The following is a 25,525-nucleotide window of genomic DNA, read 5'->3' on the forward strand; positions in this document are numbered from 1 at the left end:
GCGGCTCATCGTACGACACACCGAAATGGCGCTCGCCTGCGCGCGACGGCGCCTGCATTCTGCCCCGACGACGCGCCGCTGGGCAGTCGGCTATACACCCTCGCCCGCACGCGATACGGCGTTCCTGCTACAACCGCCTTTGAATCGCGCGCGCAGCGTCGGCCGCGGCGACTACATTGCCTTCGCGAGTTTTATCCCTCACCCAAACCCGAGGCGGGTCGCCGCCGCCGACCTCTGCGTCGCAGGCTCTGACGCCTTGAGCGTCCGCTGTCGCGCGTGATTCGGCCGCATCACGCAGGCAACGTCCCCGCCGCTGTCGGCCGTGCCGATGTGATTCCCCGCGGAAGTCATAGCGCCGGATGTATCGCCGGCCGTCCGCACTGTTTGCCCGCTCGCCAGCCCCAACGCACTGCCGTGCACGTCTGTTCGCTCTGGTAGGCGGCCCCGGCGACCGCCTTCGGAGCTAAACTGCCCGCTGACGCGGCAGAGAAGCGACCCATGAGGCCACCCCTAAAACGAATTCTGACCCGCGCCCGCGCCCACATCCGGCGGTACGGAAGATGAACTCGCTCCTGCTTCGCCGCTCTCAAGGGCGTGGGCGGCACCCGCTGTTCATCCGGCGTGGGCCCCCCCCCCCCCCCCCCCCACCGAGGGCCAGTCTTACCGCACCGACGGCCGACGCTCACTCGACTACGTCGCTCACTGGGGCCCGATGATCCTGCCACGCCACCCCGGGTGGATAGCGGCGGTTACGCCGGGCGTGCCGGCTCGGACCGTTCCGGCGCCACTCGAGACAGAAATGGCGAACGTGTGCGATGCTCGTGCCCTCGCTGACATGAGTTCCATGGTCAATTCGGGCACGAGCGACAGAGCGCGACCGCTCGCGCGCGTCCTCACGGCGCGACAAGATTCGTCCAGTTCGACGGGTCTACCACGCGGACTCGCTCTGGCTGCTGGTCAAGGGCCGCTTCGTGGCGCACGCCTGACCCTCGGGCGTGCCGATTCCCCGGGCTGCCCGCGGCACTGGCGAACTACCCCTGACCCTGCCTCAACGATTCGAAGCAGTGGCGAGGCCTTCGCCCATGTTGGCGGCCAGATCGCCTGATCATTCGTCGAACCGACGTCGAGCAACATGAACTGCGTTGCCGCCGGTTACCCGTTCCTCGAAGGCTTGCGCGAGATCTGCGGCCTACGGCAGGGCGTGGTGTCATCTTCGACGAGCGTGATGACGGATTTCCGCGTCGCACCTGGACGGCACGCAGGCACTTTTCGGCATACCAGCACCTGACTGCCATCGCTGGCAAGCACCTCGGCGACGGCATGCGGGGCGCCTTCGGCGGTCGGCGCGAGATCATGGAACGCTCGCCCCTCGGTCGGCCGTCATCAGGCCGCACCGTCGCAACCGCTGGCGATGACCGCAGGCTCAAGACCCTGAACTCGATCGCAGCACCCGGGAATTCACGCGCTCTGACCGAACCAACGCTCTCTGCCGCGGGCTCGAGGTGGCCGCCACGATGCGGGCTCGGCTGCGCACCATCAGTGGCGCCAATGTTGCGGCCTTTCTTCACCGAGCGCCTTTGCGTCACCTGCTTACTCCGAGGTCATGGCCTTGCAGTCGAGCGTTTCCGACCCTGGTCTTCCACCGGTGCGACCGGGGCGTTATTGCCCCTCCGCTTTCGAGGCGGGCTTCTCTCGCCGCCACGGGGGGGGGCCCCCGGGGAGGGGACCGCGCCCGCAGGATCGGGGCCCACCTCGCTCTGAAGGAAGTGTTCGCAGGATTCGCTAGCACCCCCCCGGCGCGTGTCGTAAGGAGCCGCCCACAGTGGTGAACGTGGAACCACTCGCCGATCGCGGTCACACCAGTTATGGCCCTGGTGTACTGAGACGAGAGGGTTCCGATGAACGTGACCCGACTGACGATACCCATCTCCCCCCTCGAGATCGACCGTTCCAATGCGGGTAACGCCGCCACGATCACCAATCATGCCGTCGATCTCACCCATGGCTGTCGGATGGCGAGTCTGACTGCAGTCGTCGCCTGTTCGCGCGGAAAATACCTTTCGCCACCCGCACGCCGCCTTCGACGCGCAGCATCGGCGCACCCGGTTTCCAGATTGAGCCATGGCCATACTCAAGCAGGCACGCAATCGGTCACCATCGAATGGGCGAGGCAAAGCCCGGACTGCTGCCGGCCTTGCTGGCCCACCGAACTCGGGATGTCGCGCCGAGCTGCCGAGCAGCAAGTCCAACTCGGGTCGAGCGGCTGCCGGCGACGGAACATTCGCTACGAATGCTCGCCCGCTGACACACTAGGCCAGAAGCGCTGAGTCGAATGGCGAGCGCTCATAGATCAGCGCCGGCCTCCGGCACCGGAAGGGATGGCATTCGTGAAGATCCGCCGCTGCGTGCCGGTATATCTCCCGGGTCCAGCTTGCGCCGCTGCACTATCGCCGATCGCCTTAGCCCTTGTGTGTACACGTGTCCCAGCCAATTACCAGGAGTCGCCTCGCAGAGCGTTTCCAGGTTCTTCCTGGCGGTACAGGGACAGGCTGCGAGCTGCCGCACGCGACTAGTGGCCTCGCGGTCAGGAAATCGGCACCGGCAACGTCGACGAAGTTCACGCCCGAGGCCGAACGCAGCATGGTGCTTTTGGCGCGGTCGCGGCGGCTAATCTCGCGCAAGCGCTCGCGACGTGTTGACCGCGCCGAGGACAGCCGCTCCGTCGACGACGCCTTGAGCTGCGGCATTCGACGCGTTCGAGTCGTATTGAACTTCGGTGGGCAGCCGCGCGTCGGGCACAGCAACCGCACGCTGCCGGCCGGAGTGCGTTGAGATGACCAGCAGGAGCGATCAGCCAACCATGATGGCGAATCAGCTTCCTCAGCAGTGGAGAAGAGGTACCAGCCCACCGCCTCACGTCCGCTAGTCTTGATGATCAACGCAATGTGGGTGGAGTCGATCAACCCCAGGCCACGAGCATAGGGCCCATCGCGCGTTCGCATAGGCTGCGAGCGGCGCCACCAGCATCGGACCACGATCCTCAGCAGCAGGCCGCGAAACGGGCCAGCGGGTGCGGCGCCGGCGCATAGTTGACGCCGCTGCGGTTCCAAGGAACGGTGGCGACATAGGCCGAAAGAATGCGAGCCATATGGACAAGCCCTGACGAGAACTCCTTTGCCTATCACGTGCTGTCCCGATCCGCACCGCAAGGAACGCGAGATCGAAACCTCGGTCAGCAGCGAACAGGGTCACCGCAATCGCACCGGCAGAGGTGCTCATGGTCTCCGGCGAGAAGTCAGGCATCGCACGGCGCAGCGCCGCCGGCAAAGCGCCCACCGTTCTTGATGCGGATGACCGACAAGACCGAGTGACCAACGGTGGGCACAACATCTAGGCAAGCCGACTGAGGTCAAATCGCCGCGATCATGTACGGAATCTGGCAGATGCGTTGACAAAGGAAACCAAAACCCGTGTGCAAACATCACCGGCAACTCACAAACTTTGGTCGGGGTGGGTGCGGGCTTTTGGGGGGGGGCGGGACTTCGAATGCGTGCCAACGGTGGACAGCCCTCGTGTGTGCTAGCGCGCGGGTGTCCCCCAGGTGCATTGAACCTGGTGGCCGATCAGGTGGCGGCACCATGCCGTAAGCGATCCCACGCATGCGGATGAAATTGCCCAGTGGTGCAGCCGCGCAGGCCAGACCAGGCTCGATCATGCCGACCATTCGAAGTCGGTTCAGCCCGTAGCGCGATTAGTTGTTCGTCCAGGCTCGGATAAGCGGACAGCACGGAACAGCAACGATGGAACCGCCGTGGTCGGGGCCGGATACCCCTGACCATCGACTGAAACGCTCTCTGTGCGCGCGATGATCGCCGCATCATCTTTTTCCGTCGCATAGCTGCATAGAGAAGCTCGCATGCCGCGATGGCGGCGAGGGCCACGCCTGCGGCGCACCACGACCGCCCCGTCAACGGCATCAGGTCGGACGAAACTGCCCCGATTGACGGGGGGCAGCCACGACATGAACTCGGGAACCGGTTTCACCCAGCGGGCTACTGCGCTTGGACACCGGCTCCAAAATCGAACCTCCTGTATATCCGTGGTGCAGTTAAAATGGCTACGTATAGACCTAGCAGACGTCACCGCGGAAATACGGATTATGAATTACCATTTCAGCGCGAACGAGTACGAACCAGCCACTGGCACGACCTGCAAACCGGCGAAAACCTCGACCGCCTCGGCGTCTTCCCGCATGGACTCGACGCAGGGAAGCCGAAAGCGGCGACGCCCTTCGCCCCAAACGCCTGCCCGAGCGCACGCCGGCAACAACCTGGCGCGACTGTTCGCGCAACTCACAACCTGCTGTCTAGTCCTGCTGCGCGCGCGCGGGCGGCCTGGGACGCACATCGGGCGTAGTCCGGATTCGACAGCCCGCGTGATCTCGGCGTCGCTCGTCACAACGCCTTCATCGGGGTTCATCTAGGAGGACGCTCGGGAGCGCCAGGGCCGGGGGCAATCCGCGCGATGTTCCTCAGCCACGGTGCTGCGCGCCGTACGCTGCACACCTCGACGCGAACGTCACCCGGCGACATCGTCCGCGTCGAGGCGGCGCGCGTTCCGCGGACTGCGTCTCCTGCGACGCACAACCTGCGCACCGACGATCCAGCCTGACCGGCGAATCGCTGCCGTGGACAAAACTTCATCGCCGCTGTCCAGCGAAACGCGCTGGCGGATGCTCGCAACATGGCTATTCCGGAACGCTGGGGTCGCGGACAGGCCACCGGCCTCGTCGTCGCCCTTCACCCGAGATCGCCCATCAATGCCTGCTGGCGCAACATCGGCCGCTGACACGCCCCTGCTGCGGCCCGAACCAAGAGGACTCGCCCGCCAGCTGACCGTCGGCATCCTGCGCGCTCGACGTGGTCTACCTCGTCTTCCGTGTGGGTCTCACACCAGGCAAGTGCTCGCATGCCTTCCTCGCGCCGTCGCTTCGCCGGTCGCCGCATCCCGCAGGGGGTTGCCGGGCGATCATTCACCATCACCCTGGCGATCGGCGTGCGGCGGCATGCCGAACGGCACGTGATCATCCGCGCCTGCCCGTGGAACCCTCGGCGCGGTCATAGCTTCATCTGCAGCGACAAACCAGGCACCCTCACCGCACGAAAAGACCGTCACATCCTGGTCACGCGGACAGCGCCTATGCCGTGGAAGGCGTGGCCACGTGCCGCGAGGGCGCATCGCGCACGCACAACCCGACCGCCGTCCCGTGCCAACCCGGCGACCTACGATTGCTACGTACGGCTGCTGTGCAACGACGGCGGGATGCGCTCTGAAGCGGATGCGTGGCAGCGATAGGCCCCCGTCGATGCCTCCTGGTCGTCTAGCCCGCAAGCACGGCCTCGACTCAGGGCAGGATCATGGCCGGCCGCGCCTCGACGCCATCCCCTTCGAGCGCCCTGCAGAGATGGCAACGCTGCACCGCGATCGCGAAGAACCCGTTTGTCGCGCTCAAGGGTGCCAGGCCGAACGCTACTGGGCACGCGCCGGACAAAACCGCAAACGAGCTCGACGAGCGGCTGGAACCGCTACCTGGCAGGGGGCTGGAGCACCTCGCCGATGCCGCTATCGCGTATGCGTGCGGTCAAACAGAGCCCGCGAGAGCGGCTTCGCCGACCCCGCTCTGAAGGCGGCTTCACCTAGCTGGGTCTGGGCGGCTTCATGACCCGACGGCGAGGATAAGCACGGACGCCCGTGGCTTCCGCACCGGCCGGCGTGGCGGTGAAATGATACCGGGCTACGCCCGACCGCGCGGCGCGTTGCCGCGCCATCGGCATCCATCACCCAGCCCGCCGGACCGGAGCGAACTGGAACACATAGACGGGCGCGATGCGCCAAAGTGGTGCGCGACACCGCGGTCTTTGCAGCAGGCACCCGAACACGAAGTGCGCCTGATCGCGGCGCTACAGCGCGACGATCAGTTCATCGCGATGACCGGCGGACGGGCGTCAACGACCGACTGCGCTCAAGGCGCGCGACGTGGGTGTGGCGATGGGGCGCAAAGGGCACGAGGCACCAAGTAGCGAGATGTCCTCCACCGACGCAATTTCGCGGCCATCGTCGCCCGAAATGCGCGTACGCCTACGACAACTCCGCAAGTCGGCCTGTCATACCTGCACACCACGGCGCGAGGCCTCGGTATGCACTAGTCCACCTTCACTCAATTCTATGCTCTCGCAGCAACGCGCGAATTTCTTTAGTCAACATGATCCCGGGGACCTGCGTCTGCGGTGGCTTCGAGGGTCCTGAGGGCCGGCGCCATCGCGCCGGCCTCGCGCGCCTCCGCACTCGCGTGATCCACGCGTTTCCTGCTCCGGGATTCATCTCGTTTACCTGAATCTGCTCGCCTGCGTCGACCTCGCGTTCTACTACTGCACCTGGGCTACCCGCTCGACCGCACGCCCGCGGCGGCAACATGTGGTGCTGGGCGAGTGGCCTCTCTTGCTCAACGCCGCTACCTGCACGCTCGACCTTCGCTGAAGGGCCTTCGCCCCTGGTCGTATTCGGCTGCTGTCTACCGCCGTCATCCAACTGCCTTACCTATGCCCCGAGTGCAGGCGCTGTTCGCACGCCGTCGTGCCCTGCACTATGGCCACCACTCTGGCAATTGGGGCTGTGACTTACCTGTGGTCGAACTCGAGAAACGTCTGCTGCGAGACGCCCCCGCACGCTTTGATAAAGAGGACGCGTCGCGCATGCTCGACGCTTTTCAACCGACCTTCAGGGCGCATGACCGACAAAACGCAGCCACCCGCCCGCCGGGACCTCGTCGAGACACGTGCGCGCCGCACTGGCCGAGGAACATCGCAGCGCGACCTGATGCGGCCTGATCCGGCGGCGTACAGGCCGTGGCGAGGTAATCACGCGCGAGAACGCGGTGCTCTGCGGCACCGCCTGGTTCGAGGCGGTGTTCCGCCGCCTGTCGCCGAACATCGCCATCGAATGGCAGGTCGCCGACGGCGACGAGGTGGGGGAGAACCAATTGCTGTGTCGGCTGAGCGGGCCCGCGCGCGCGCTGCTCAGCGGCGAACGCACCGCGCTCAACTTCCTGCAGACACTGTCCGGCACGGCGACCGCGACGCGGCATTACGTGCGTCTGCTCGCCGGCACCGACACGCAGCTCCTCGACACCCGCAAGACCCTGCCCGGGCTGCGCGCGGCGCAAAAGTACGCGGTCGCCTGCGGCGGCGGACGCAATCACCGCATAGGGCTGTACGACGCGATCCTGATCAAGGAGAACCACATTGCCGCCGCCGGTTCCATCGCCGCGGCGGTCGGTGCCGCGCGGGCCATGGCGCCGGGCGTTCAGGTGGAGGTCGAAACGGAGCATCTAGGCGAACTGGATCAAGCGCTGGCCGCGGGCGCGGACATCGTGATGCTCGACGACTACAGCCTGGAGGACATGCGCACGGCTGTCGCACGCACCCGCGGACGCGCCCGGCTGGAAGTCTCTGGCGGCGTGGACGAAACCCAGCTGCGCCGGATCGCCGAGACTGGCGTCGACTACGTCTCGGTGGGTGCGCTGACCAAGCACCTGCGCGCGACCGACCTGTCCATGCGCTTCACCTTTGCGGAGGCCGGCTGAGCTTGGCGCCGGACCTGCGGCCTCGCGCACGACTGTCCAGCCTGGGACATGCCTGGCGCGGCCTGCGCACGCTGCTGCGCAGCGAAGCCAACGCGCGGATTCATCTGGCGGCCACGCTGGCCGTGCTGATCGCAGGGGCGGCGTTGGGGCTGAACGCGGGGGAGTGGGCCCTGCTGGTATTCGCCATCGCCCTGGTATGGGTCGCGGAAGCACTCAACACGGCTATCGAGCACCTCGCCAACGCACTGCACCCGGAACGACACCCGCTGATCGGGCAGGCCAAGGACATCGCCGCCGCCGGGGTGCTGCTCGCCGCCATCAGTGCGGTGGCGATCGCGGCGTTGGTGCTGTGGCAGCGCTACGCCTGAGCGGGCCGGTGCGCGGCTACCACCACTTCTCGTAGATCAGTTGCTCCGGCGCCAGACCGCCGAGCTGCAGGTCGCGCGCCATGTCGTCGACGAAGCCCGGCGGACCGCAGAAGTAGTACAGGGCGTTGCAGTCGACACCCACTTCGTCCAGCAGCATGCGGTTGATACGCCCCTCAAAACCGCTCCAGTCGCGGTTAAGCGGCTGGGTCACCGTGTAGAAGCAGTGGATGTTCGCGCGTGCCGCGCTCATCGCGTCGAGCTCCTCGCGGAACAGGATATCCTCGGGGGTGCTCACGCTGTAGATCAGAGTGACTGCCACCTCGGGTGCAGAGGCATACACGTGGCGCAGGATGCTGAGCAGGGGCGTGACGCCTATCCCGCCCGCCAGCAGCACCAGGCGGTCTCCCATGCCGCGTTCGTAACGAAAGCGCCCCTGCCCGCCGGTGATGCCGACCGTGTCGCCGACCTGTGCGACGTGATGCAGGTAGCGGGTCACTGCGTGGGTGGAGGAGTCGCGGATCGCGAGCTGGAGACGCCCGGGACGGGCACCGGGCGCGGAAACGATGGAGTAGCCGCCGACTTCGGCCTTGCCGTCGACAAGGGCATACAGGTCGAGCCACTGGCCCGGAAGGAAACTCAGCGGCTGCCCGCCGTAATCCAGCCAGAAGGATTTGATGGTGGGCGATTCGCGCCGAATCTCGACGATCTCGGCGCAGAAATCGCCGCCCGCGATCGGCTCGCCGGGCGGCGTCGCTGCGTCACCCGACTCAGAAGCGGAGTCGGATGCCGACGTGCAGCGCGTTGTCGAATTTGTATTCCCCATAATTCTTCAGATCCGTCTGCAGGACGCGGTAGCCGACATAGGCCTTGGCGCCGGGTGTCACCTCGATCTGGTAGTCCAGACTCACGTCGGAGAAGGACTTGCCTTGCCCGAAGGTCGTGATGTTGGGGGCGTAGTAGCCCTCCAGAACCACGGCCATGGGCATACGGTAGGGGATAGTGTATTTGACCAGTCCGCCTAGCGCGATTGCCCCTACGTCGACATTGGGCTTGTCCACCGAACCGGCGTAGGCACTCACCCCCAGGCCGAAGCTCAGCGGGGTCTCCCCGGCAGCAAGACCTTCGACCTTGAGACTGACGTTGCCGAGCACGTCGTGACGGCTGTCGACGAAACCGCCGAAGCCGAGTTCGCCGCCGGTGTAGCCCAGGGGGCCTGTGCCGGTGTAGAACTTGAGCTGAGCCGTATTGTTGCCCAGCTGAAAATCCAGGCCATTGGCCATCGCCGCGGAACTCGCCGCCAGCAGGCAGGCTCCAAGCACAGTCACTATGCGCATAGTTTCACCCTAAGAACAGTTGGTTGGACGGCCCCGGCGAATCCGGGGGAGCGGCGGGCACCAAGTCTACCATCCCCTGCGAGGCCTCCGTCCACCGTCGCCAGATAACGACGCGGAGCGGTAGAATCATGATGCGACTTTTCACGATGGCAGGCGCCACCCTGGGCGGTTGGGTGGGCTGGGATCTCGGTCAGCCCGAAGGCACCGGACTGGCCTTCGCCCTGAGCAGTGTCGGCACCCTGGCCGGGGTGCTGCTGGGTTGGTGGGTGGTCAGACGTTACCTTGAATAAGGACCGACTGCGCGCCGGCGTGCCCCGCCCTATAATCGCCGGCAGGTTCCTCCGGACACTCTCATGCGCCTGACCCTGGATGCCCTCAACGTGCTCGATGCGATCGAGCGCAAAGGCAGCTTCGCCGCCGCGGCCGAAGCGCTGCACCGTGTGCCTTCGGCGGTCACCTACACCGTGCAGAAGCTCGAACAGGACCTAGACGTCCAGCTGTTCGACCGCAGCGGCCACCGTGCCCGCCTGACCGAGGCGGGGCAACGCCTGGTGCAGGAGGGGCGGCATCTGCTGCGCGCCGCCGATGAACTCGAATCCCAGGTCAGGCGGGTAGCCACCGGCTGGGAGGCGGAATTGCGCATTGCGGTGGGGGATCTGATCCCGATCGCACGAATGTATCCGATTCTGAATGAATTCTACGCGGCCGGTCACACTACACGCCTGCGGCTGTTCGACGAGACCTTCGGCGGCAACTGGGATGCGTTGCTCAGCGGGCGCGCCGATCTCGTCGTCGGCGCACCGGGCGATGGCCCCGTGGAGGGTGGCTACAACGCACGTACGCTCGGTGAAACCCCGTTCGTTTTCGTGGTCGCACCGCAACACCCGCTGGCCCGCGCCGAGGAACCGATCCCCGAATCGATACTCCGCCAGCACCGCGCCATCGTCGCAGCGGACACCTCGCGCCGTCTGCCTCCGCGCAGCTCGGGCGTCACCGGGACCCAGGACGTCCTCACCGTGCCCAGCATGGAGGCCAAGCGCGAAGCCCATTGCCAGGGACTGGGAATCGGCTACATGCCCAGACATCTGGTTGCCCGCGAGCTTGCATCGGGACGCCTGATCGCCAAGCAAGTCACCACCGATGTCGCCTGCCCACGCATCTCGCTTGCCTGGCGCGAGCCCTCGGAAGGCCGGGCCTTGCAGTGGTTCCTGCATCGCCTGGCCCAGCCGGACTGGCTGGAAGGCATCGTCGCCTAGCGGCTGGGTGGCCGCCGCGCTTGAGCCGGCGCCCATTCGCCCCCATATGTAACAACTCATCCATAATCCGTCGTAAGCATGGACAAGCGCATCTACCGCATCGTGTTCCACAATCAGGGCAGCGTGTATGAGCTGTACGCACGCAAGGTCGCCCAGAGCGGCATGTATGCCTTCCTGGAAGTTGAGGACATCATTTTCGGGGAACGCTCGGCCGTGCTCGTGGACCCGACCGAGGAGCGACTCAAGGCCGAGTTCGCCGGCGTCAAGCGCACCTACGTCCCATTGCAGTCGGTGGTACGTATCGATGAGGTCGAGAAGGTCGGCACCAACCGGATTCTCGCCGAGGGCGGCAGTTCGGGTGGCGGCAAGGTGACCGCCTTCCCTATGCCTGCACCACCGCGTTCGAGCGACTGAGTAGACACTCAGGTCATCAGCACGAGCTTGCCGCGCACTCTCCCGCCGCCGATCTCGGCGTGCGCCTCGGACGCCTCAGCCAAAGGATAGCGCCGGGTCACGCACAGCTTCAGCAGACCATCGTCGATCAAGCCTGCACACCGATCCAGTATCTCGCCCTGATGCGCGCGCGCCTCCGGCAGATCGCGCATCAGCGGCGTCAGCATCAGCTCGAAGCCCAGACGCAGATTGCGCGTACGCGCTTCGTTCCAAGCCGTATCCGAAGCGCTTAGCTGCAGCAAAGTGACGAGGCTGCCGTAGTGTGCGGTCGCCCCGACGCTACGCGTCAGCGTCTCGCCGCCGACCGTATCCAGACAGATATCCACGCCGCGTCCGTCGGTCCAGTCAAGGGTCTCCTCGACGAAATCCTCGCGATGGTAATCGATGACATGATCGGCGCCCAGCTCCCGCACCATGGCCGTCTTTTCCGGCGTCCCCACCGTGGTGATCACACGGGCCCCAGCCCACTTGGCGAGCTGGATGGCGACATGTCCGACCCCACCCGCTCCTGCATGCACAAGCACCGTATGCCCGGCCTGCAGGCCGGCACGGTCGAACAGGCCCTCCCACGCGGTCAGCAGCACCAGCGGGCCGGCCGCCGCCTCGGCAAAATCCACGGATATGGGCTTGCGGCGTGCGGCCTTCGCGTCAAGCACGGTGTATTCCGCGTAATTGCCAGGCTCGCGCCCCAGACCACCATTGCAGTACCAGACCGCATCACCCGGCTTGAACTCCGTCACCCCCGCACCGACGGCACACACTTCGCCGGCACCATCCAACCCCAGAATCACGGGCAGCTTGCCGGGCTGGAACAGGCCTCGCGAGCGGATCTTGGTATCGACCGGATTGATGCCTGCGGCATGGATACGTACCTTGATCTGTCCGGGTGCGACGATCTCCGGTTCCGCCACCTCGTCCAGCTGCAGCACTTCAGGCCCACCGGCCGCCGTCATCAACACCGCTTTCATCGCACACCTCCCGGACCGTTGCGTCACAAAGACATGGGAAGGCGACGATAGCGCAATCGCGCGGCAGGGCGAATGCCCGGCATCAACAAAAAAGGTCCGGCGCAAAGCGCCGGACCCAATGGAGAACATCTGCAGACCTCAAGTCTGACCCGGGAGTGTCGCTACAGCACGCCCAGGCTGGAGGGAGTCGACTTAAGGCGACGATAAGCATAGCCAATATTACAGTGCACAACAAGAATTTGTTATGCACATATAAGATTATTAGCGGTCGATACGGGAAACCGGACGCTCGGGATTGCGGATCCATTCGCTCCACGAACCCGCATACAAGCGTGCCCCCGGCAGTCCAGCATGCGCCATCGCCAGCAGCAGGTGGCAGGCGGTGACGCCGGAACCGCACATCGCCACGGCCTCATCCGGCGACACCCCCGCCAGCACCGCCTCGATCTGGGCACGCAGCGCTTCGGGCGGCAGGAAGCGTCCGTCCTCGCTCAGCAGGCGGTTATAGGGATGGTTCACCGCCCCCGGGACGTGCCCGGCAACCGGATCGATCGGTTCGACATGGCCCTTGAAGCGTGCCTCCGTACGCACGTCGATCAGCCGACAACGACGTGCATGCAGCAGGGACTGTAGGGTTTCGGCGTCGAGCACCCGTTCGGCCCGCGGGTAGCCGGTGAACTCACCCACCCGGGGCGTAGCCTCATCCTGTTCCAGCGCATAACCCTCTGCCATCCACGCCTGAATACCACCATCGAGCACCACCGCCTCGGCATGACCCAGCCAGTGCAGCAGCCACCACAGACGCGCGGCATAGGCGCCGCCGGCATCGTCGTAGGCAACCACGAGCCTGCCCGGACCTATACCCCAGGCGCGGCAACGTGCGGCAAAATCCTCGTGATCAGGTAGCGGATGCCTACCGCTCGCAGGGCTCGCCGGGCCGGACAGATCCGCGTCGAGATGCGCATAGCACGCCGTCGGCAGATGCCCCCGCATGTAGGCCTCGCGCCCCGCCTCCGGGTGCGCGAGATCGAAGCGGCAGTCGACAAGAACCGGCGGCTCTTCGCCCCTCAGGCGCTCGGCCAGGCTGCGCGCGTCGATCAGGCAGTCGCTCACGCCTCGTCCTCGCGCATGCGGCCGGCGCCATCCAGCGACGGGCAAGCGATCCGTGTCCCGCCCAACCCGCAATAACCGTCGAGGTGCTGCGCCAGATACTGCTGGTGATAGTCCTCGGCGAGATAGACGGTCCCGACCGGAAGGATCTCCGTCGTGATATCTCCCAGGTCCGCGGCATACAAGGCGGTCTGGTAGGTCTCTCGCGAGGCCTCCGCGGCGGCGAGTGTTGCGGTATCCTGAGCGAGAATCATGGAGCGATACTGGGTGCCGACATCGTTCCCCTGACGCATCCCCTGAGTGGGATCGTGCCCTTCCCAGAAACAGCGCAGCAGCTCGGAGTAGTCGATTTCCTCGGGGTTGTAGACCACGCGGACAACCTCGGCATGCCCGGTCAATCCGCTGCACACCTCGCGGTAAGTCGGATTCGGGGTCAACCCACCGGCATAGCCAACGGCGGTGACCCAAACCCCCGGCAGTTGCCAGAAGAGCCGCTCAGCCCCCCAGAAGCACCCCATGCCGAAGGTCGCGATACGCATGCGTGGTGGATAGGGTGGCAGCAGGCTGCGCCCGCTGACGCGGTGTGGTTCTGGAGGCGGCAGCGGCTCGGCACGGCCAGGGAGTGCACCCGCAGCGTCCGGGAGCAAGGGCGGACGGCGATTGAAGAGGTTCATCGACAATCTCCTCGACGGTTAGCGTCGGAGTATGGCTATGAATCGTGGACTATAACGCCGAAGCTGGGGGCGAGGCGATGCCGCTGTGTCGACACGCGCGGGCAAAACTTTGGTGTAAGCTGCCGACAGACCCAATACCGGCCCGCAGCATGTCCATCGCTTCCTATGTCATTCCTGTCGTTGTCGTCGGTTACCTGGCCTGGCAATGGCGCCCGTTGTGGCGTGCACGCCGCCAGCGCGGCCAGGTCGCTCCCGGCCTGGAACGTCTGTTCCCAGGCCGAGTACCAGACCGCGTGGCGCTCTATTTCTGGAGCCGACACTGCGTGATGTGCCATGGCATGACCCCGGTCATCGAAAAGCTGCGTACGGAACGCGACGACCTGGTCAGCCTGGACGCGGAGCAAGAGGTCGAACTGGCGAAATCGCTCGGCGTGATGGCCACACCGAGCTTGGTACTGATACGCGGAGGCCGCATCGCGCGCATCGTCGTAGGGGCTCAGTCCGAGCCCCGCATCCGGCGCCTGCTCGACGCCGAGGACCCTGCCGAACCCGGTACGGCCGGAAGCTGAACCGACTAGGCCCTGCCAGTATGCCCGGGCGCCGGCGCGACCACTGGGGCCGGCGCGAACCCCATGTGCCGCATGTCAGAGGGAGGCATGCCGTGATGTAACCACGCGGCAAGCGCCAACACCAGAACCCCAAGCACACTTTCAATGTGCACCGCACGCACGCAGCGCGCCATTACATGATTGCCGCCGCGCGTGGTGGACACAGGACGCCAACCAGGTACGCGTAATCCCATCCCGGAAGCTCTGCCGCTGTCTAGGCCGCTGCTGAGACGCAATGCGGGTACCTTGTGATAGCGATTGTGACCGCCGAGGTAGACCATCCAGGCAACCAGGACCAACTTGATCGACAGTATGCGCCCGTAGCCGCTGTTCCAGAGATTTCCCACGCTGTCCAGGCCGTTCCACGCGTTGAACACACCCGACAACACAATCGCGGCAAGGGCAGCACCTGCCACAACCGACAGACGTGAAAACACGTCCGCGGCGAGAGCCTGTCCCGTTACGCCCTCCTTGATCAATGCAGGGAACACCAGCAGCGACATCGCGAACAGTCCACCAACCCAGATCCCACTCGACCAGACGTGGACGCAGTCGACCCATACGCCGAGCGAGTAAGCCCCATGGTCGCCCGCATGCCCCGTGGCACTGCGCGAGTACACGACGACCAGCAGCACAGCCATGGCCAGCCATGCGGCATACGGCCGCGCACGCGCGGAAAGACCTGCAAGCCAGCACAGCCACAGTACGACTACAGCGAAGATCCGCGCCTTCCAGATCAGGCCGTAGTGGGTCTTGCTCACGACCAGTGGGAGATAGGTCGACAGACCCGAGAAGCCAGCACCGCTGAATTCCATGGTGCGCGAGGCGAGCAGGACGACGCTGGCTGCCGCCAGCCAGGCAAGAGCCGCACCGAAACCCACCCATAGCCTGGTCGGATAATGCCCCGGCGCATACCGGGGCACGACCCACAGCACACAGGCGAGCACGCCTGCACAGGCGGAGATGGCCATCACGTCCAGCCAAGTGGCAAGAACGAAGAAGCTCTCCATGTCCGCGCTACTTCACGGCAAACGGAAACTTGCCCTCGGTATGGTGGCCGTCACGGGCGACCACGCTCCACTGCACCCAGTACTGACCGGCTGCGAGCGGCTTGACGGCAGTCGTCAGTAACCGCGGATTGCCCGCAGCCATATGACTACCGCCCGTGCTCACCACCTGCCCCGCAGCGCTCTCCACCGTGATCTTGGAGAACAGCGCGTTGAGGTCCGCATCGAACCAGATACTGACCTGCTTGGGTGCCACGGCAAGCGTGGAACCCACCTTGGGGGAAGACTTGACCGGAAAGGCGTGCGCCAGTGCAGGTGCGGATACGACCAGACTAGCCAGCAGGCCGAACGTGGCCCCGAAGTACTTCAAGTAACGCAACATCTATTTCCTCCTGTGTAATGTCCACCCCCGCCCGCCGGCTTAGCGCCGGTCTCGTGCCGGCTCAGCCGAAGATCGGTGCGCCGAGGCTGTGCGGAAGGACGTCGTCCAGATACACGTCGATGCCCAGCAGAATGCCCACGTGGTTGCCGGAAGCCCTATTCGCCGGGATCTGCGCCTCAACGCCGATCTGGTAGTACTTGCCCACCCAGATCACGCCCGGGTTCATGCTGCCGGTGCGGTCGAGGCTGCCACTGCTTGCGCAGACAGAGTAGCTGTCCACGCACTGCGACATGGTGTACTCGACGATCGGCACCATGTTGTTGAACGGCGCACCAAGGCCAACATCCTTCACGAAGCTCTGCAGGTACGGGATGCTGTACTGCAGGGACAAGCCCCAGTTGAGCATCTTGGGTTGCGTGGAATCGGACGGCATATCCTCCGAGATCGCGCCGGAAATCGCCAGGGGGCGCAGGTACTTCACCGACCACGGCAGGTCGCCGAAGCCCTTGCCGAAGGCGAATTCGGGGGAAATCGTGGAGAAATTGCTGTCCATGCCGCCACTGCCGCTGTTCGCCAGCGTGTCGCTTACGGCCAGCATGCCGATGGCCTCGTGCGGACCGTTGACGAACAGCTGGTAGGCCGCGCCGATGGTGACGTTGTCCCAACCGCTCTGGTTGGGTTGCCCAGGCTGGGTGATCCAGTTGTAGTCGGAGGCGATGCTCAGACCGAACTTCGGCGTGATCGTCTTGGCATAGGCAAAGGCGAGGTTCTTGGTGGTCACGCCATCGGCCTTGATCTGGCTGTAGTTGGTCGAGAACTCGTTGGCCACGCCCGGGTCGTCGAAGCTCAAGGTCGCCGGGAACACGCGCATGCCTGCCACCGCATGCGCCCAGGTAACCGCCGGCATGATCAGCGCAGCCGAAACCACAAGCCCAGCGCCGAATCGCCCGAAATGGTGATGTCGCATCCTGCCTTCCTCCTAATAACTAGTGTAGTGATTTTTGATAAGGGAGAATTATCATCACAAAAACAACTGCCTGTCCTGCGACACAGTGTCGCAGCCGCCCCATAAACCGCGTGATTTGCGGCAGAAAATGGAACTATCATCTGCTTTCGTGATCGAAGCGGCCATGGCGTGTTCCCATCCCGTCCGCTTCGAACGGACCTGGATAGCCGTCAAGGGAAGGATATGAACGTCGAAGCCGGCGAAGTGGTGCGCAAGCCCGGACGCCCCGGCAAACTCAACCTCCAGCGCCTGTACGTCATGCGCAATCTCGCGGTCGCCGCCCAGTTGGGGGCGATCGTCGTCGCGCACGAGATTTTCCGCATCCATCTGCCCCTCGACCCCCTGCTGCTGGTGATCGGGGGGCTGGCCGCGATCAACCTGCTCACCTGGCTGCGGCTGCAGACCAATCAGGACTGCGGCGAAGGCGAATTCCTGTTTCAGCTGCTGCTGGACATCGGCGCGCTGACCGCCGTCCTCTACTTCACCGGCGGCGCCACCAACCCCTTCGTCGGCCTGTTCCTACTGCCGCTCACCATCGCGGCTACCGTGCTGCGCCCCTATTACACCTGGCTGCTCGCAGCGATCACGGTCGTTGCCTACACCTGGCTGATGAATCATTACGTACCCATGCCGCCGGCCATCGGCGTGGCTGCCACGGACTTCGACCCGATGGTCACCGGCATGTGGCTGCGCTTCGTGATCAATTCGGCGCTGATCGCCTACTTCGTCGTCGGCATGGCCGAAACCCTGCGCCAGCGCGACCACAAACTCGCCCTGGCCCGCGAGGAAACCCTGCGCAACGAACGACTGGTGGCGCTGGGCATGCTCTCGGCCGGCGCCGCACACGAGCTGGGCACCCCGCTGGCCACACTCGCCACGCTGACCGGCGAACTCAAGCACCGTTATCAGAGCCCGGAATATGCAGAGCTGCAGGAAAGCCTCTGTCTCATGCGCGGCCAGATCGATCGCTGCAAGGAAGCCCTGAGCGAGATATCGGCCTCGGCCGGTGGGCAACAGGCCCAAGCGGGTCATGCCGTGCCCGTTCGGGGTTACCTGCTCGACACCCTGGCACAATGGGCACGCATGCGTCCCGGCGTGGCGGTGACGCCGCACTTGGACGGCCCCGACTCCCAACCGTGCATCCTGACCGAACGCACCCTGTCGCAGGCCATCATCACCATGCTCAACAATGCGGCCGACGCCTCGCCGCAGGCCGTCGAACTCAATGCCCACTGGGACAACGCGGAGCTGGTTCTAGAAGTCTGCGACCGCGGTGCCGGTCTCGCCCCGGCGGCCTCTGCCAACGTCGGGCAATCCCCATTTTCCACCAAGGAACAAGGGCTCGGGCTCGGGCTCTATCTGGCGCATGCCGCAATCACGCGGGTTGGCGGGCGGGTATCCCTGCTCGACCGCCCCGGCGGCGGTACCTGCGCCCGTGTGGAACTGCCCCTCAACCGACTCTCAGCGACTTGAAACCATGACCCAGTTTGCAACGCAATCTCTGCCTGAAACCCTTCCCACCTTGCTGCTCGCCGAAGACGACGAGATTTTCCGCCATGTGCTCGCACGCGCACTGACGCAACGCGGCTACGATGTGATCGCGGCCAAGGACTTGACCGAGGCCTCGGAACTCGCCGAGGCCAGACGGCCTACCCATGCCGTCGTGGATCTGCGCCTGGGGGAGGACTCGGGACTGGAGCTGATCGACCGGCTGACCCGACTCTCGCCGGGCATCCGCGCGGTCATACTGACCGGCTATGCAAGCATCGCCACCGCCGTGGAGGCGATCAAGCTGGGTGCCACCTACTACCTGACCAAGCCGGTGGACGCAGATGAAGTAGTCGCGGCCCTGCATCGCGATACTGGCGACCCAGCCATTTCGCCGGCCGAGCGGCCCTGCTCGGTCAAGCGGCTGGAATGGGAACACATTCAGCAAGTGCTGCAGCAGTGCAACGGCAACATCTCGGAAACCGCACGCAAGCTCGGCATGCATCGCCGCACGCTGCAGCGCAAGCTGCAAAAGCGCCCGGTACGGCACTGACCCGGCAACGCTAGCCGACCCGCGCCGCCCTCAGATCCAGGATCGGCACACCCGAGGCGCGCGCGCGCGCGACCAGATCCGGGGTGCCGCGCCCGCCCGGGAAGGCGACCAGCAGATCCGGCCGCCCCTCGTCGAAGATACGGCCGTGCCGCGCCGGCCCCGCCGCGAAACCCAGGCGTCGCCACTCCGCAGCATAGATTTCGGTCGGGATACCCTGCTGATCGGCCCAGGCCTGCGCCAAGCTGTCCGTCTCGCTGCTGCCGCCATGCATCACGCAGCCGATGGACCAGCGCTCATGCACCGAATACAGCGCGTGATACACGCGCGAATGGGCATTGTCCGACGTCCCGCCGGCCACCAGTACGCGCTTCATGACGAGGCACCTCCTGCCAGCCAGGCGCGAGCCTTCGCACGCGCCTGATGAGCTGCGGGCGCGCCGATATCAGCCGCCAGACTCTCGGCAACCGGCCGCCAGGCGGCCGAACGACGCCCCGCCAGCCAGTACCAGGCATAAGCACGGCTGACGTCACGCGTGACACCCTCACCGAGGTAATAGGCATTGCCCAGCGCGGCCAACGCATGCACGCTACCGAGCTTGGCGGCGCGCCGATACCAGCTTACGGCGCGAACCGGATCGCGTGGCACGCCGTGCCCGAAGGCGTACAGGTAACCGAGGTTCAGTGCCGCTGTCCGATTCCCTCCGGCCGCCGACAGGCGATAGTCATGTATCGCCCGGCCAGCATCCCCGCGGCTCTCCCAATACGCCCCAAGCCAATTCATGGCCACCGCGTCGCCCGCGTGGGCCGCAATGTCGAGACGCAGATAGGCGCGCGTATCATGTTCCAGTGCCGCAACCGCAAGGCGATGGCCCTCGGCCGCGGTCATGCCTTGCGCCCACGCGACGCCCGGCAGCACCAGGGAGGCAATCACGATAGCCAAGCGCTTCATTGCTGGCGCACCCTGCGCGGACCAAACATCGATGACACCACCGGCTGGCGTGCCAGCTGATGGATCACCACGATACTGACGTGGCCGATCCAATAGGCCCATGCGAGATAGGAGATCAGATTGTGTGTCTCGGACACGGCGGTGAACATGGCAGCGCCGTGCATGCCCTTGAAGGACGGACGGAGCATCAGATTGAGCACCCCGGTCAACCCCATGCCGGTCATGGTCAGAAAGCCCAGGCCGTGGATATAACTCGGCAGACCCACGCGGGGCCCGGATTCCGGTAGTTGGCCACGCAGCAGACCACGCAGGTCGGCGAGGACGGCACGGCGTCCGCTCGGATACCAGGGGAACAACTGCGAGAGGTACCAGCCCTGCCGATAGCGCACCACCCAGAACCAATGGGCCGCAATTACGCAGGCTGCAGTCACGCCGACGATTTGATGCAGCAGAAATACATCCGCCGTCTGCGGCGTGGACATGTCCAGGCTAGTGAACAGCTGAAAGGTGATGGTGAGAGCCATCCCCATGTGCAGCCAACGGATGGTCGGGTCCCAGGGTTGAACTGGTTTGGGAGCGTGCATCGTCATCATCTCGCCTCCATCGCGGTTTCGTACCGCACCTCCTGCGCGGAGGCACGGCACCACTCTGGATCAGACAATGCACACTGCGCGCCAGCATGGAACATATTGGATTCAGGACATCTCAATCCGCCCATAACCCATGCGCCGCGCGGTTTTCACGCGATGGCGGCAGACTTCCAAACACAGCGGACGCCCAGCCTAGTGGCTCAGCCTGAGGCCCGCATGGCGCAAAACGAGTCCGTCCGGTCAGTCGACCAGCTTCAGAATCATCTTGGCCAGTACGGCCGCCTGCGCGTTGTTGGCCATACCCGGCGGCATCGGAGGATACCCGGCCCACAGGCCGCTGCTGCCGTTGGCGATGGCCTTTGTCACCTCAGCCTCGGCATTGGGCTTGCCGTGATAGCGCAGCGCCACGTCCTCCCAAGGCGGCCCCACCACGCGGTGATTGATCGCATGGCAACCCATGCACGCCAAGCCGTTGGACTTGACGTAGGACAACAGCTTGGAGGCATCCGCCTGGTTGATTTTCGGCCCGGCCAGCGCGGGCACCGTGGTCCCGGCAAGCATCAGTGCGATGCCGGTCATGCTCAACATCCGTGAGATTTTTTTCATAGACGAAAACTCCCTGAGTAAACGACAGGCCGCGAATCTCGCCATGCCCAGAATCACTTTACCGCCGGGGCGCCCCGCAGCCCTTGATCCTGGTCACGAAACCCATGGTTGAATATAGCGTGGGTCAAACCCGAAACAATTGTATATAATCCCCATCTAATATTCTAAACACCGCGCGACAAAGAATAATCACTCCGCACCGCGGCCAAGCGATGACCTACATCCATACCGCTTACAACATACCCCTCGTCGGCCTGTCCTTCGCCGTGGCGATGATGGCCTCGTATACCGCTCTGGAACTCGCACGCCGCGTCACCGGCACCGACTCCGGTCAGCGCGCCGGCATCTGGCTGACCACGGGCGCGGTGGTCATGGGGCTTGGCGTATGGTCGATGCACTTCATCAGCATGCTGGCGTACGAAACCGGCATGCGCATCCGCTACGACCTCCCTCTGACCCTGCTGTCGATGGCGGTCGCCGTTGCCGCCTCAGGCTTTGCCTTGCACATCGCTACGCGCAGCCACCTGCGCTGGCCGCGGCTGACGGTAAGCGGTTTGATCATGGGTGGTGGCATCGCCGCCATGCACTATATCGGCATGGCGGCGATGATCATGCCGGCAGTCGCACACTTCAACGCCACCATCCTGACGCTATCGATCCTGATCGCGATCGTCGCCGCCACTGCGGCGCTGTGGATGACCTACCAGCTCGCGCATCGCACCGGAGGCATGATCCCGCCGCTTCGCCTGCGTTTCGCCGCGGCCATAGCAATGGGCATTGCCGTGTGCGGCATGCATTACACCGGCATGGCCGCGGTTGACTACACCCCTGTCGACTCAGCCTTCCCGCTCGTTGCTGCAGCCACGCACGGCAACGACATCAACCGCTTCTGGCTCGCCGTCGCCATTGGCGCAGTCATCGTGTTGCTGCTGGCAGCCACGTTGCTGATCGTGGTCATCGAGGCCCGCCTGAGCGACCGCGAACGCGCCGAGCGCGCGCTCAAGCATCGCATCGAGGACACCTCGCGCGCCCTGCATCAGGAGCAGATCCGCGGTCAGGTCACTCTGGACGCTATCGCCGATGGCGTGATCACCGTGAACCTGGATGGCCAGGTGATACACCTCAATCCCATGGCCGAGCAGCTGACGGGTTGGACGTCCGCGGCAACTCTCGGGCGGCCGATCGAGCAGACGCTGGAAATCATCAACGAGACCACGCGACACGCCCTATCTCTCCCTATGGACACCGTGTTCACCGAACACCGCACCTCGCGCCTACCTTCGGTCAATCTGGTCAACGCCGTGGACGGCAACGAGATCGCCATCGACCTGATGGTCTCCCCGATCCGCGATGACGACGGTACGCCTATTGGCGCCGTCATCGTGTTCCGAGACATCAGTCAGCGCCAGGAACTGACCCGCCGGCTCAATTATCAGGCACGCCAAGACGCCCTCACCGGGCTGTTCAACCGCGCCGAATTCGACGAGCGCCTGCGCGAGGCGATCCGCTCCGCGCAGGAAGACGAGCGTGAGCACTCCCTGCTCTACTTCGATCTCGACCACTTCAAGCTGGTCAACGACACCTGTGGCCACGTCGCCGGAGACGAACTGCTCAAGCAGCTCAGCCTGCTGCTGCGGAGCTGCTTCCGCGAGTCGGACTCCATCGCCCGCCTGGGCGGAGACGAGTTCGGCGTCATCATGCGCGACTGTCCCCAGGTGATGGCGAGACGCCTCGCGGAGAAACTGCGTTCCACGGTCGAGCATTTCCGCTTTGCCTGGCAGGACCGCAGCTTCAGCATCGGCATCAGCGCAGGTCTGGTCAGCATCAACGCCTTTGCCGGCGATGTGACGCGATTGCTCAGCGCGGTCGATACAGCCTGCTATCTCGCCAAGGACAACGGCCGCAACCGGGTCGAGATCTACGACGAGAAGAACACGCAGCTCGCTTCCCGCGGCCAGGAAATGGAATGGGCTCACCGCATCCGCGAAGCCATCGAACACGATCATTTCGTGCTTTATTGCCAGAACATCAGCCCGCTCGCCCCAGGCGAACAATCCCCGCACTGCGAGGTCCTGCTGCGTTACCGCGACGAACGCGGGCAGATCTCGCCGCCGATGAGCTTCATCCCCACCGCCGAGCGTTATTTCCTCATGCCGGCGATCGACCGCTGGGTCATCCGCAAGGTACTGGAACTGCTCTCCGGCGAGCGAGCGCAGGGCGACGGCATCCCGCACTCGTACTCGATCAACCTCTCCGGACAGAGCCTCGGCGATACCGCCATGGTCGGCTACATCCTGGAGCAGCTAGACGCCAGCGGCGTCGATCCGCAGTGCCTGTGCTTCGAGATCACCGAGACGGCCGCGATCACCAACCTCAGCCATGCGCGCGAATTCATCCGCACCCTCAAGGCACGCGGCGTGCGCTTCTCGCTGGACGACTTCGGCAGCGGCATGTCGTCCTTCGCCTATCTCAAGGACCTGCCGGTCGACTACATCAAGATCGACGGCTGCTTCATCCGCGACTTGCTCGACGACTCGCTGGACCACGCCATCGTCACCTCCATTTGCGACATCGGCCGCGTACTCGGCATCAAGACGGTGGCCGAATACGTAGAAACCGACTCCGTCATCCAGCGTCTGCGCGAGATCGGCATCGACTACGCGCAGGGATTCTGGATCGGCAAGCCACAGCCGATCCCGGCGGCACTGGCGCAGATCCAGCCCAATGCGCCCGCCCGCAAGCAGATCGAGATGCCGGGGGGCGGACCACTCGCCCCCTGCGCAGCCAGAGCGCCCGAATAATCCAGCGTCTGCCGCGTCAGCGGACGCGGCGATAGGTTCCCATCAGCGTCGCCTCCGCGAGCACATGACCGTGCATCGCGGCGAGCAGGCGTGCGCGGTCGGGCGGCGCTGGGAATTTCAGCGTCGTGTCGAGGGCATAGAGGCGGAAGAAGTAGCGGTGCCGACCGATCGGCGGGCACGGCCCGCCGTAACCCGCGCGCTTCCAGCTGTTCAAGCCGTCGCGTGCCTCGGGCGGGGTCGCCGCGCCCGTGGGCAGAGCGCCGGCGTGCGGCGGCAGGTCGTAAATCACCCAGTGGACCCAGGTCATGCGCGGCGCCTTCGGGTCCGGGGCGTCCGGATCGGTGACCACCAGCGCCAGGCTGCGCGTGCCCGCAGGCGGCCGCGTCCAGGCCAGCGGCGGCGACACGCCCGGGCCGTCGCAGGTATAGCGCTGCGGAATCGAGGCATCCGCGGCGAAGGCCGCAGAGCTCAGCCGCATGCCCGGCGCCGCGATCGCCAGACCGCCGCCGAGACACAGCACGGCCGTCAGGCTGACTCTGATCCAGGTCGCTCCGTAACGCATAGCCCGTCTCCTCGAAGGCTTCGGGCGCGCAAGGCGCCCAGGGTCAACGAACACCATCGCATGCCGTTGTCGTCAATATAGATCGACATGCCCGCCAAACAATCGCCTCGCAGCATAACGATGAATTATTTTCGATTTCATCCTCACGCTCGGATCGCCGAGAACCACGCTATGCGGACGGATGCGTACGAGAGGCCCAAAAATCGATGAAGGTACGCACCTTCGCTGAAAGATATTTTCTGTTCGGGTAAACGGCGTACAGCGTGGTGGTGAAATTCAACGCTTCCGGAAGCAGCACCTCGAGCCGGCCCGCCTGAATATCCGGCGCGGACATCCAGGTCGGCAGGAAAGCAAGCCCCATGCCGGCGAGCGCTGCGAGATGCAGCATTGTCTCGTTTTCGGTGCGCAATACGGTGCGCAATCTCGCCGCACCCTCTCCCTTCGTCCCGTTGACGGGGAAACTGCCGTCCCAGTTCGTGCCGCTGTAGAGCAACAGCGCATGGCCTTCCAGGTCCGCGATCCGTTCGGGACGGCCCGTACGCGCCAGATACTCGACCGAACCCACGAGCTGGAACACCACGTCCATGAGCGGACGTGCCACCAGACCCGGATCGAGATTCTCGGAGGCCGTCGCGCGCAGCGCCAGATCGAATCCCTCGTCCACCAGGTTCACGATTCTTCCACTGAAATCCATGTCGAGCACGACATCGGGATAACGCTGATGATATTCGGCCAGTCCGCCGGCGGTGAATGCGTTGGCAATCCACACCGGCGCGCTCAGCTTCAGAGTCCCGCGCGGCGTGACGGTGACGTTGCTGACCGCGGCTTCCACCTCGTCCAGACCGTCCAGCATTTGCCGCGCCTGATTGAAATACAGCGCTCCGGCTTCGGTCAGATTGACGTGGCGACTCGTCCGGTTCAGCAAGCGGCTGCCGAGCCGATTCTCGAGATGCATCACGTGCTTGCTGGCCATCGCCGGCGAAAGGCCCAGACGGCCCGCGGCCGCCGTGAAGCTCTTCAGCTCGGCCACGGCGCAGAACACGCGCAGGCTCAATAGGGTGTCCACCGATCATCAACCCAAAAGAAACATTGCATCAATAATTACCACATTGATGCATGAATAAGAAACAATCATCCTTACAATCAATCGGCAGCCCTGTACCGCAAGC

Annotated in this window: 26 protein-coding genes; 12 read left to right on the plus strand and 14 right to left on the minus strand. The window is 64.8% G+C overall.

Annotated features, from left to right (window positions below; all coding sequences use genetic code 11):
* Window positions 1-2,478: 2,478 nt before the first annotated feature.
* From BJI67_RS17560 to BJI67_RS13680, 5 genes are all read left to right on the plus strand, one after another.
* Window positions 2,479-2,832, plus strand: coding sequence for a hypothetical protein (locus tag BJI67_RS17560; protein ID WP_156782155.1), 354 nt, complete (start codon window positions 2,479-2,481; stop codon window positions 2,830-2,832).
* A 1,692-nt stretch (window positions 2,833-4,524) separates the two neighbouring features.
* Entirely contained in the window at window positions 4,525-4,671 is a 147-nt protein-coding gene (locus BJI67_RS17565) for a hypothetical protein (RefSeq protein ID WP_156782156.1), read from the plus strand.
* A gap of 297 nt (window positions 4,672-4,968) precedes the next feature.
* Complete coding sequence (locus BJI67_RS13665) at window positions 4,969-5,355, plus strand: hypothetical protein (RefSeq protein WP_070073497.1); 387 nt, start codon at window positions 4,969-4,971, stop codon at window positions 5,353-5,355.
* A gap of 1,531 nt (window positions 5,356-6,886) precedes the next feature.
* Complete coding sequence (gene nadC, locus BJI67_RS13675) at window positions 6,887-7,642, plus strand: carboxylating nicotinate-nucleotide diphosphorylase (RefSeq protein ID WP_331712288.1); 756 nt, start codon at window positions 6,887-6,889, stop codon at window positions 7,640-7,642.
* A 2-nt stretch (window positions 7,643-7,644) separates the two neighbouring features.
* On the plus strand, window positions 7,645-8,010 hold the full coding sequence (locus BJI67_RS13680) for a diacylglycerol kinase family protein (protein WP_070073499.1): 366 nt from the start codon (window positions 7,645-7,647) through the stop codon (window positions 8,008-8,010).
* Window positions 8,011-8,026: 16 nt separating this feature from the next.
* Here BJI67_RS13680 and BJI67_RS13685 read toward each other — a convergent pair whose 3' ends face one another.
* Entirely contained in the window at window positions 8,027-8,833 is an 807-nt protein-coding gene (locus tag BJI67_RS13685) for a ferredoxin--NADP reductase (protein ID WP_083250898.1), read from the minus strand.
* Window positions 8,778-9,344: a YfaZ family outer membrane protein gene (locus tag BJI67_RS13690; RefSeq protein ID WP_070073500.1), complete on the minus strand. Its 567-nt coding sequence runs from the start codon at window positions 9,342-9,344 to the stop codon at window positions 8,778-8,780. The genes BJI67_RS13685 and BJI67_RS13690 overlap by 56 nt, the downstream gene beginning before the upstream one ends.
* Window positions 9,345-9,472: 128 nt before the next feature.
* Here BJI67_RS13690 and BJI67_RS17570 point away from each other — a divergent pair, with 128 nt between their 5' ends.
* The 3 genes from BJI67_RS17570 to BJI67_RS13700 all read left to right on the plus strand — a co-directional run bounded on the left by BJI67_RS17570 (window position 9,473) and on the right by BJI67_RS13700 (window position 11,014).
* Complete coding sequence (locus tag BJI67_RS17570) at window positions 9,473-9,634, plus strand: hypothetical protein (RefSeq protein ID WP_156782157.1); 162 nt, start codon at window positions 9,473-9,475, stop codon at window positions 9,632-9,634.
* Window positions 9,635-9,697: 63 nt separating this feature from the next.
* The gene (locus BJI67_RS13695; RefSeq protein WP_070073501.1) at window positions 9,698-10,600 is read left to right on the plus strand and encodes a LysR family transcriptional regulator; all 903 of its coding nucleotides are present in this window, start codon (window positions 9,698-9,700) and stop codon (window positions 10,598-10,600) included.
* Window positions 10,601-10,678: 78 nt separating this feature from the next.
* Window positions 10,679-11,014, plus strand: a complete 336-nt coding sequence (locus tag BJI67_RS13700; RefSeq protein WP_070073502.1) for a DUF1820 family protein — start codon at window positions 10,679-10,681, stop codon at window positions 11,012-11,014.
* 8 nt (window positions 11,015-11,022) lie between these two features.
* Here the strand turns inward: BJI67_RS13700 and BJI67_RS13705 are convergent, their stop codons facing one another.
* The 3 genes from BJI67_RS13705 to msrA all read right to left on the minus strand — a co-directional run bounded on the left by BJI67_RS13705 (window position 11,023) and on the right by msrA (window position 13,805).
* Window positions 11,023-12,021: a zinc-dependent alcohol dehydrogenase family protein gene (locus tag BJI67_RS13705; protein WP_070073503.1), complete on the minus strand. Its 999-nt coding sequence runs from the start codon at window positions 12,019-12,021 to the stop codon at window positions 11,023-11,025.
* A 261-nt stretch (window positions 12,022-12,282) separates the two neighbouring features.
* Window positions 12,283-13,134: a sulfurtransferase gene (locus BJI67_RS13710; RefSeq protein WP_070073504.1), complete on the minus strand. Its 852-nt coding sequence runs from the start codon at window positions 13,132-13,134 to the stop codon at window positions 12,283-12,285.
* Window positions 13,131-13,805, minus strand: coding sequence for a peptide-methionine (S)-S-oxide reductase MsrA (msrA, locus tag BJI67_RS13715; RefSeq protein ID WP_070073505.1), 675 nt, complete (start codon window positions 13,803-13,805; stop codon window positions 13,131-13,133). Before msrA ends, BJI67_RS13710 begins: the two co-directional genes overlap by 4 nt.
* A 149-nt stretch (window positions 13,806-13,954) precedes the next feature.
* On the opposite strand from msrA, the gene BJI67_RS13720 reads away from it, so the two are divergent.
* Window positions 13,955-14,374, plus strand: a complete 420-nt coding sequence (locus tag BJI67_RS13720; RefSeq protein WP_070073506.1) for a thioredoxin family protein — start codon at window positions 13,955-13,957, stop codon at window positions 14,372-14,374.
* Window positions 14,375-14,379: 5 nt separating this feature from the next.
* On the opposite strand, the gene BJI67_RS13725 is transcribed toward BJI67_RS13720, so the two are convergent.
* The 3 genes from BJI67_RS13725 to BJI67_RS13735 all read right to left on the minus strand — a co-directional run bounded on the left by BJI67_RS13725 (window position 14,380) and on the right by BJI67_RS13735 (window position 16,769).
* Window positions 14,380-15,423 (minus strand): copper resistance D family protein, encoded by a 1,044-nt coding sequence (locus tag BJI67_RS13725; protein WP_070073507.1) that lies wholly within the window; start codon window positions 15,421-15,423, stop codon window positions 14,380-14,382.
* 7 nt (window positions 15,424-15,430) lie between these two features.
* Entirely contained in the window at window positions 15,431-15,802 is a 372-nt protein-coding gene (locus tag BJI67_RS13730; RefSeq protein ID WP_070073508.1) for a copper resistance CopC family protein, read from the minus strand.
* A gap of 61 nt (window positions 15,803-15,863) precedes the next feature.
* On the minus strand, window positions 15,864-16,769 hold the full coding sequence (locus BJI67_RS13735; protein ID WP_070073509.1) for a hypothetical protein: 906 nt from the start codon (window positions 16,767-16,769) through the stop codon (window positions 15,864-15,866).
* Between the two features lie 222 nt (window positions 16,770-16,991).
* Between BJI67_RS13735 and BJI67_RS13740 the strand changes: the two genes are divergently transcribed.
* Entirely contained in the window at window positions 16,992-18,281 is a 1,290-nt protein-coding gene (locus BJI67_RS13740) for an ATP-binding protein (RefSeq protein ID WP_070073510.1), read from the plus strand.
* A 4-nt stretch (window positions 18,282-18,285) separates the two neighbouring features.
* Entirely contained in the window at window positions 18,286-18,849 is a 564-nt protein-coding gene (locus tag BJI67_RS13745) for a response regulator transcription factor (RefSeq protein ID WP_070073511.1), read from the plus strand.
* 10 nt (window positions 18,850-18,859) lie between these two features.
* On the opposite strand, the gene BJI67_RS13750 is transcribed toward BJI67_RS13745, so the two are convergent.
* The 4 genes from BJI67_RS13750 to BJI67_RS13765 all read right to left on the minus strand — a co-directional run bounded on the left by BJI67_RS13750 (window position 18,860) and on the right by BJI67_RS13765 (window position 20,993).
* Window positions 18,860-19,222, minus strand: coding sequence for a DUF2493 domain-containing protein (locus BJI67_RS13750; protein WP_070073512.1), 363 nt, complete (start codon window positions 19,220-19,222; stop codon window positions 18,860-18,862).
* Window positions 19,219-19,797 carry a tetratricopeptide repeat protein gene (locus BJI67_RS13755; RefSeq protein WP_070073513.1) on the minus strand — a complete coding sequence of 193 codons (579 nt, stop codon included), beginning with the start codon at window positions 19,795-19,797 and terminating at the stop codon, window positions 19,219-19,221. Before BJI67_RS13755 ends, BJI67_RS13750 begins: the two co-directional genes overlap by 4 nt.
* On the minus strand, window positions 19,794-20,390 hold the full coding sequence (locus BJI67_RS13760) for a cytochrome b/b6 domain-containing protein (RefSeq protein ID WP_070073514.1): 597 nt from the start codon (window positions 20,388-20,390) through the stop codon (window positions 19,794-19,796). The genes BJI67_RS13755 and BJI67_RS13760 overlap by 4 nt, the downstream gene beginning before the upstream one ends.
* A 237-nt stretch (window positions 20,391-20,627) precedes the next feature.
* Complete coding sequence (locus BJI67_RS13765) at window positions 20,628-20,993, minus strand: c-type cytochrome (protein WP_083250901.1); 366 nt, start codon at window positions 20,991-20,993, stop codon at window positions 20,628-20,630.
* 212 nt (window positions 20,994-21,205) lie between these two features.
* On the opposite strand from BJI67_RS13765, the gene BJI67_RS13770 reads away from it, so the two are divergent.
* Window positions 21,206-23,794 (plus strand): bifunctional diguanylate cyclase/phosphodiesterase, encoded by a 2,589-nt coding sequence (locus BJI67_RS13770; RefSeq protein WP_070073515.1) that lies wholly within the window; start codon window positions 21,206-21,208, stop codon window positions 23,792-23,794.
* A gap of 16 nt (window positions 23,795-23,810) precedes the next feature.
* Here BJI67_RS13770 and BJI67_RS13775 read toward each other — a convergent pair whose 3' ends face one another.
* Both BJI67_RS13775 and BJI67_RS13780 read right to left on the minus strand, forming a co-directional pair.
* Window positions 23,811-24,413, minus strand: a complete 603-nt coding sequence (locus BJI67_RS13775; RefSeq protein ID WP_331712265.1) for a YbhB/YbcL family Raf kinase inhibitor-like protein — start codon at window positions 24,411-24,413, stop codon at window positions 23,811-23,813.
* Window positions 24,414-24,525: 112 nt separating this feature from the next.
* Entirely contained in the window at window positions 24,526-25,410 is an 885-nt protein-coding gene (locus BJI67_RS13780) for a LysR family transcriptional regulator (RefSeq protein WP_197513124.1), read from the minus strand.
* Between the last annotated feature and the right edge of the window lie 115 nt (window positions 25,411-25,525).

This window comes from Acidihalobacter aeolianus (assembly GCF_001753165.1).
Taxonomy (GTDB): Bacteria; Pseudomonadota; Gammaproteobacteria; order DSM-5130; family Acidihalobacteraceae; genus Acidihalobacter; species Acidihalobacter aeolianus.

Coding starts and splice junctions, on each gene's coding strand:
- BJI67_RS17565 (WP_156782156.1), top strand. CDS start 4,525: ATGTTCCTCAGCCACGGTGCTGCGCGCCGTACGCTGCACACCTCGACG.
- BJI67_RS13665 (WP_070073497.1), top strand. CDS start 4,969: ATGCCTTCCTCGCGCCGTCGCTTCGCCGGTCGCCGCATCCCGCAGGGG.
- BJI67_RS13685 (WP_083250898.1), bottom strand. CDS start 8,833: ATGGGGAATACAAATTCGACAACGCGCTGCACGTCGGCATCCGACTCC.
- BJI67_RS13690 (WP_070073500.1), bottom strand. CDS start 9,344: ATGCGCATAGTGACTGTGCTTGGAGCCTGCCTGCTGGCGGCGAGTTCC.
- BJI67_RS17570 (WP_156782157.1), top strand. CDS start 9,473: ATGATGCGACTTTTCACGATGGCAGGCGCCACCCTGGGCGGTTGGGTG.
- BJI67_RS13695 (WP_070073501.1), top strand. CDS start 9,698: ATGCGCCTGACCCTGGATGCCCTCAACGTGCTCGATGCGATCGAGCGC.
- BJI67_RS13700 (WP_070073502.1), top strand. CDS start 10,679: ATGGACAAGCGCATCTACCGCATCGTGTTCCACAATCAGGGCAGCGTG.
- BJI67_RS13705 (WP_070073503.1), bottom strand. CDS start 12,021: ATGAAAGCGGTGTTGATGACGGCGGCCGGTGGGCCTGAAGTGCTGCAG.
- msrA (WP_070073505.1), bottom strand. CDS start 13,805: ATGAACCTCTTCAATCGCCGTCCGCCCTTGCTCCCGGACGCTGCGGGT.
- BJI67_RS13720 (WP_070073506.1), top strand. CDS start 13,955: ATGTCCATCGCTTCCTATGTCATTCCTGTCGTTGTCGTCGGTTACCTG.
- BJI67_RS13725 (WP_070073507.1), bottom strand. CDS start 15,423: ATGGAGAGCTTCTTCGTTCTTGCCACTTGGCTGGACGTGATGGCCATC.
- BJI67_RS13730 (WP_070073508.1), bottom strand. CDS start 15,802: ATGTTGCGTTACTTGAAGTACTTCGGGGCCACGTTCGGCCTGCTGGCT.
- BJI67_RS13735 (WP_070073509.1), bottom strand. CDS start 16,769: ATGCGACATCACCATTTCGGGCGATTCGGCGCTGGGCTTGTGGTTTCG.
- BJI67_RS13740 (WP_070073510.1), top strand. CDS start 16,992: ATGAACGTCGAAGCCGGCGAAGTGGTGCGCAAGCCCGGACGCCCCGGC.
- BJI67_RS13745 (WP_070073511.1), top strand. CDS start 18,286: ATGACCCAGTTTGCAACGCAATCTCTGCCTGAAACCCTTCCCACCTTG.
- BJI67_RS13750 (WP_070073512.1), bottom strand. CDS start 19,222: ATGAAGCGCGTACTGGTGGCCGGCGGGACGTCGGACAATGCCCATTCG.
- BJI67_RS13755 (WP_070073513.1), bottom strand. CDS start 19,797: ATGAAGCGCTTGGCTATCGTGATTGCCTCCCTGGTGCTGCCGGGCGTC.
- BJI67_RS13760 (WP_070073514.1), bottom strand. CDS start 20,390: ATGATGACGATGCACGCTCCCAAACCAGTTCAACCCTGGGACCCGACC.
- BJI67_RS13765 (WP_083250901.1), bottom strand. CDS start 20,993: ATGAAAAAAATCTCACGGATGTTGAGCATGACCGGCATCGCACTGATG.
- BJI67_RS13770 (WP_070073515.1), top strand. CDS start 21,206: ATGACCTACATCCATACCGCTTACAACATACCCCTCGTCGGCCTGTCC.
- BJI67_RS13775 (WP_331712265.1), bottom strand. CDS start 24,413: ATGGTGTTCGTTGACCCTGGGCGCCTTGCGCGCCCGAAGCCTTCGAGG.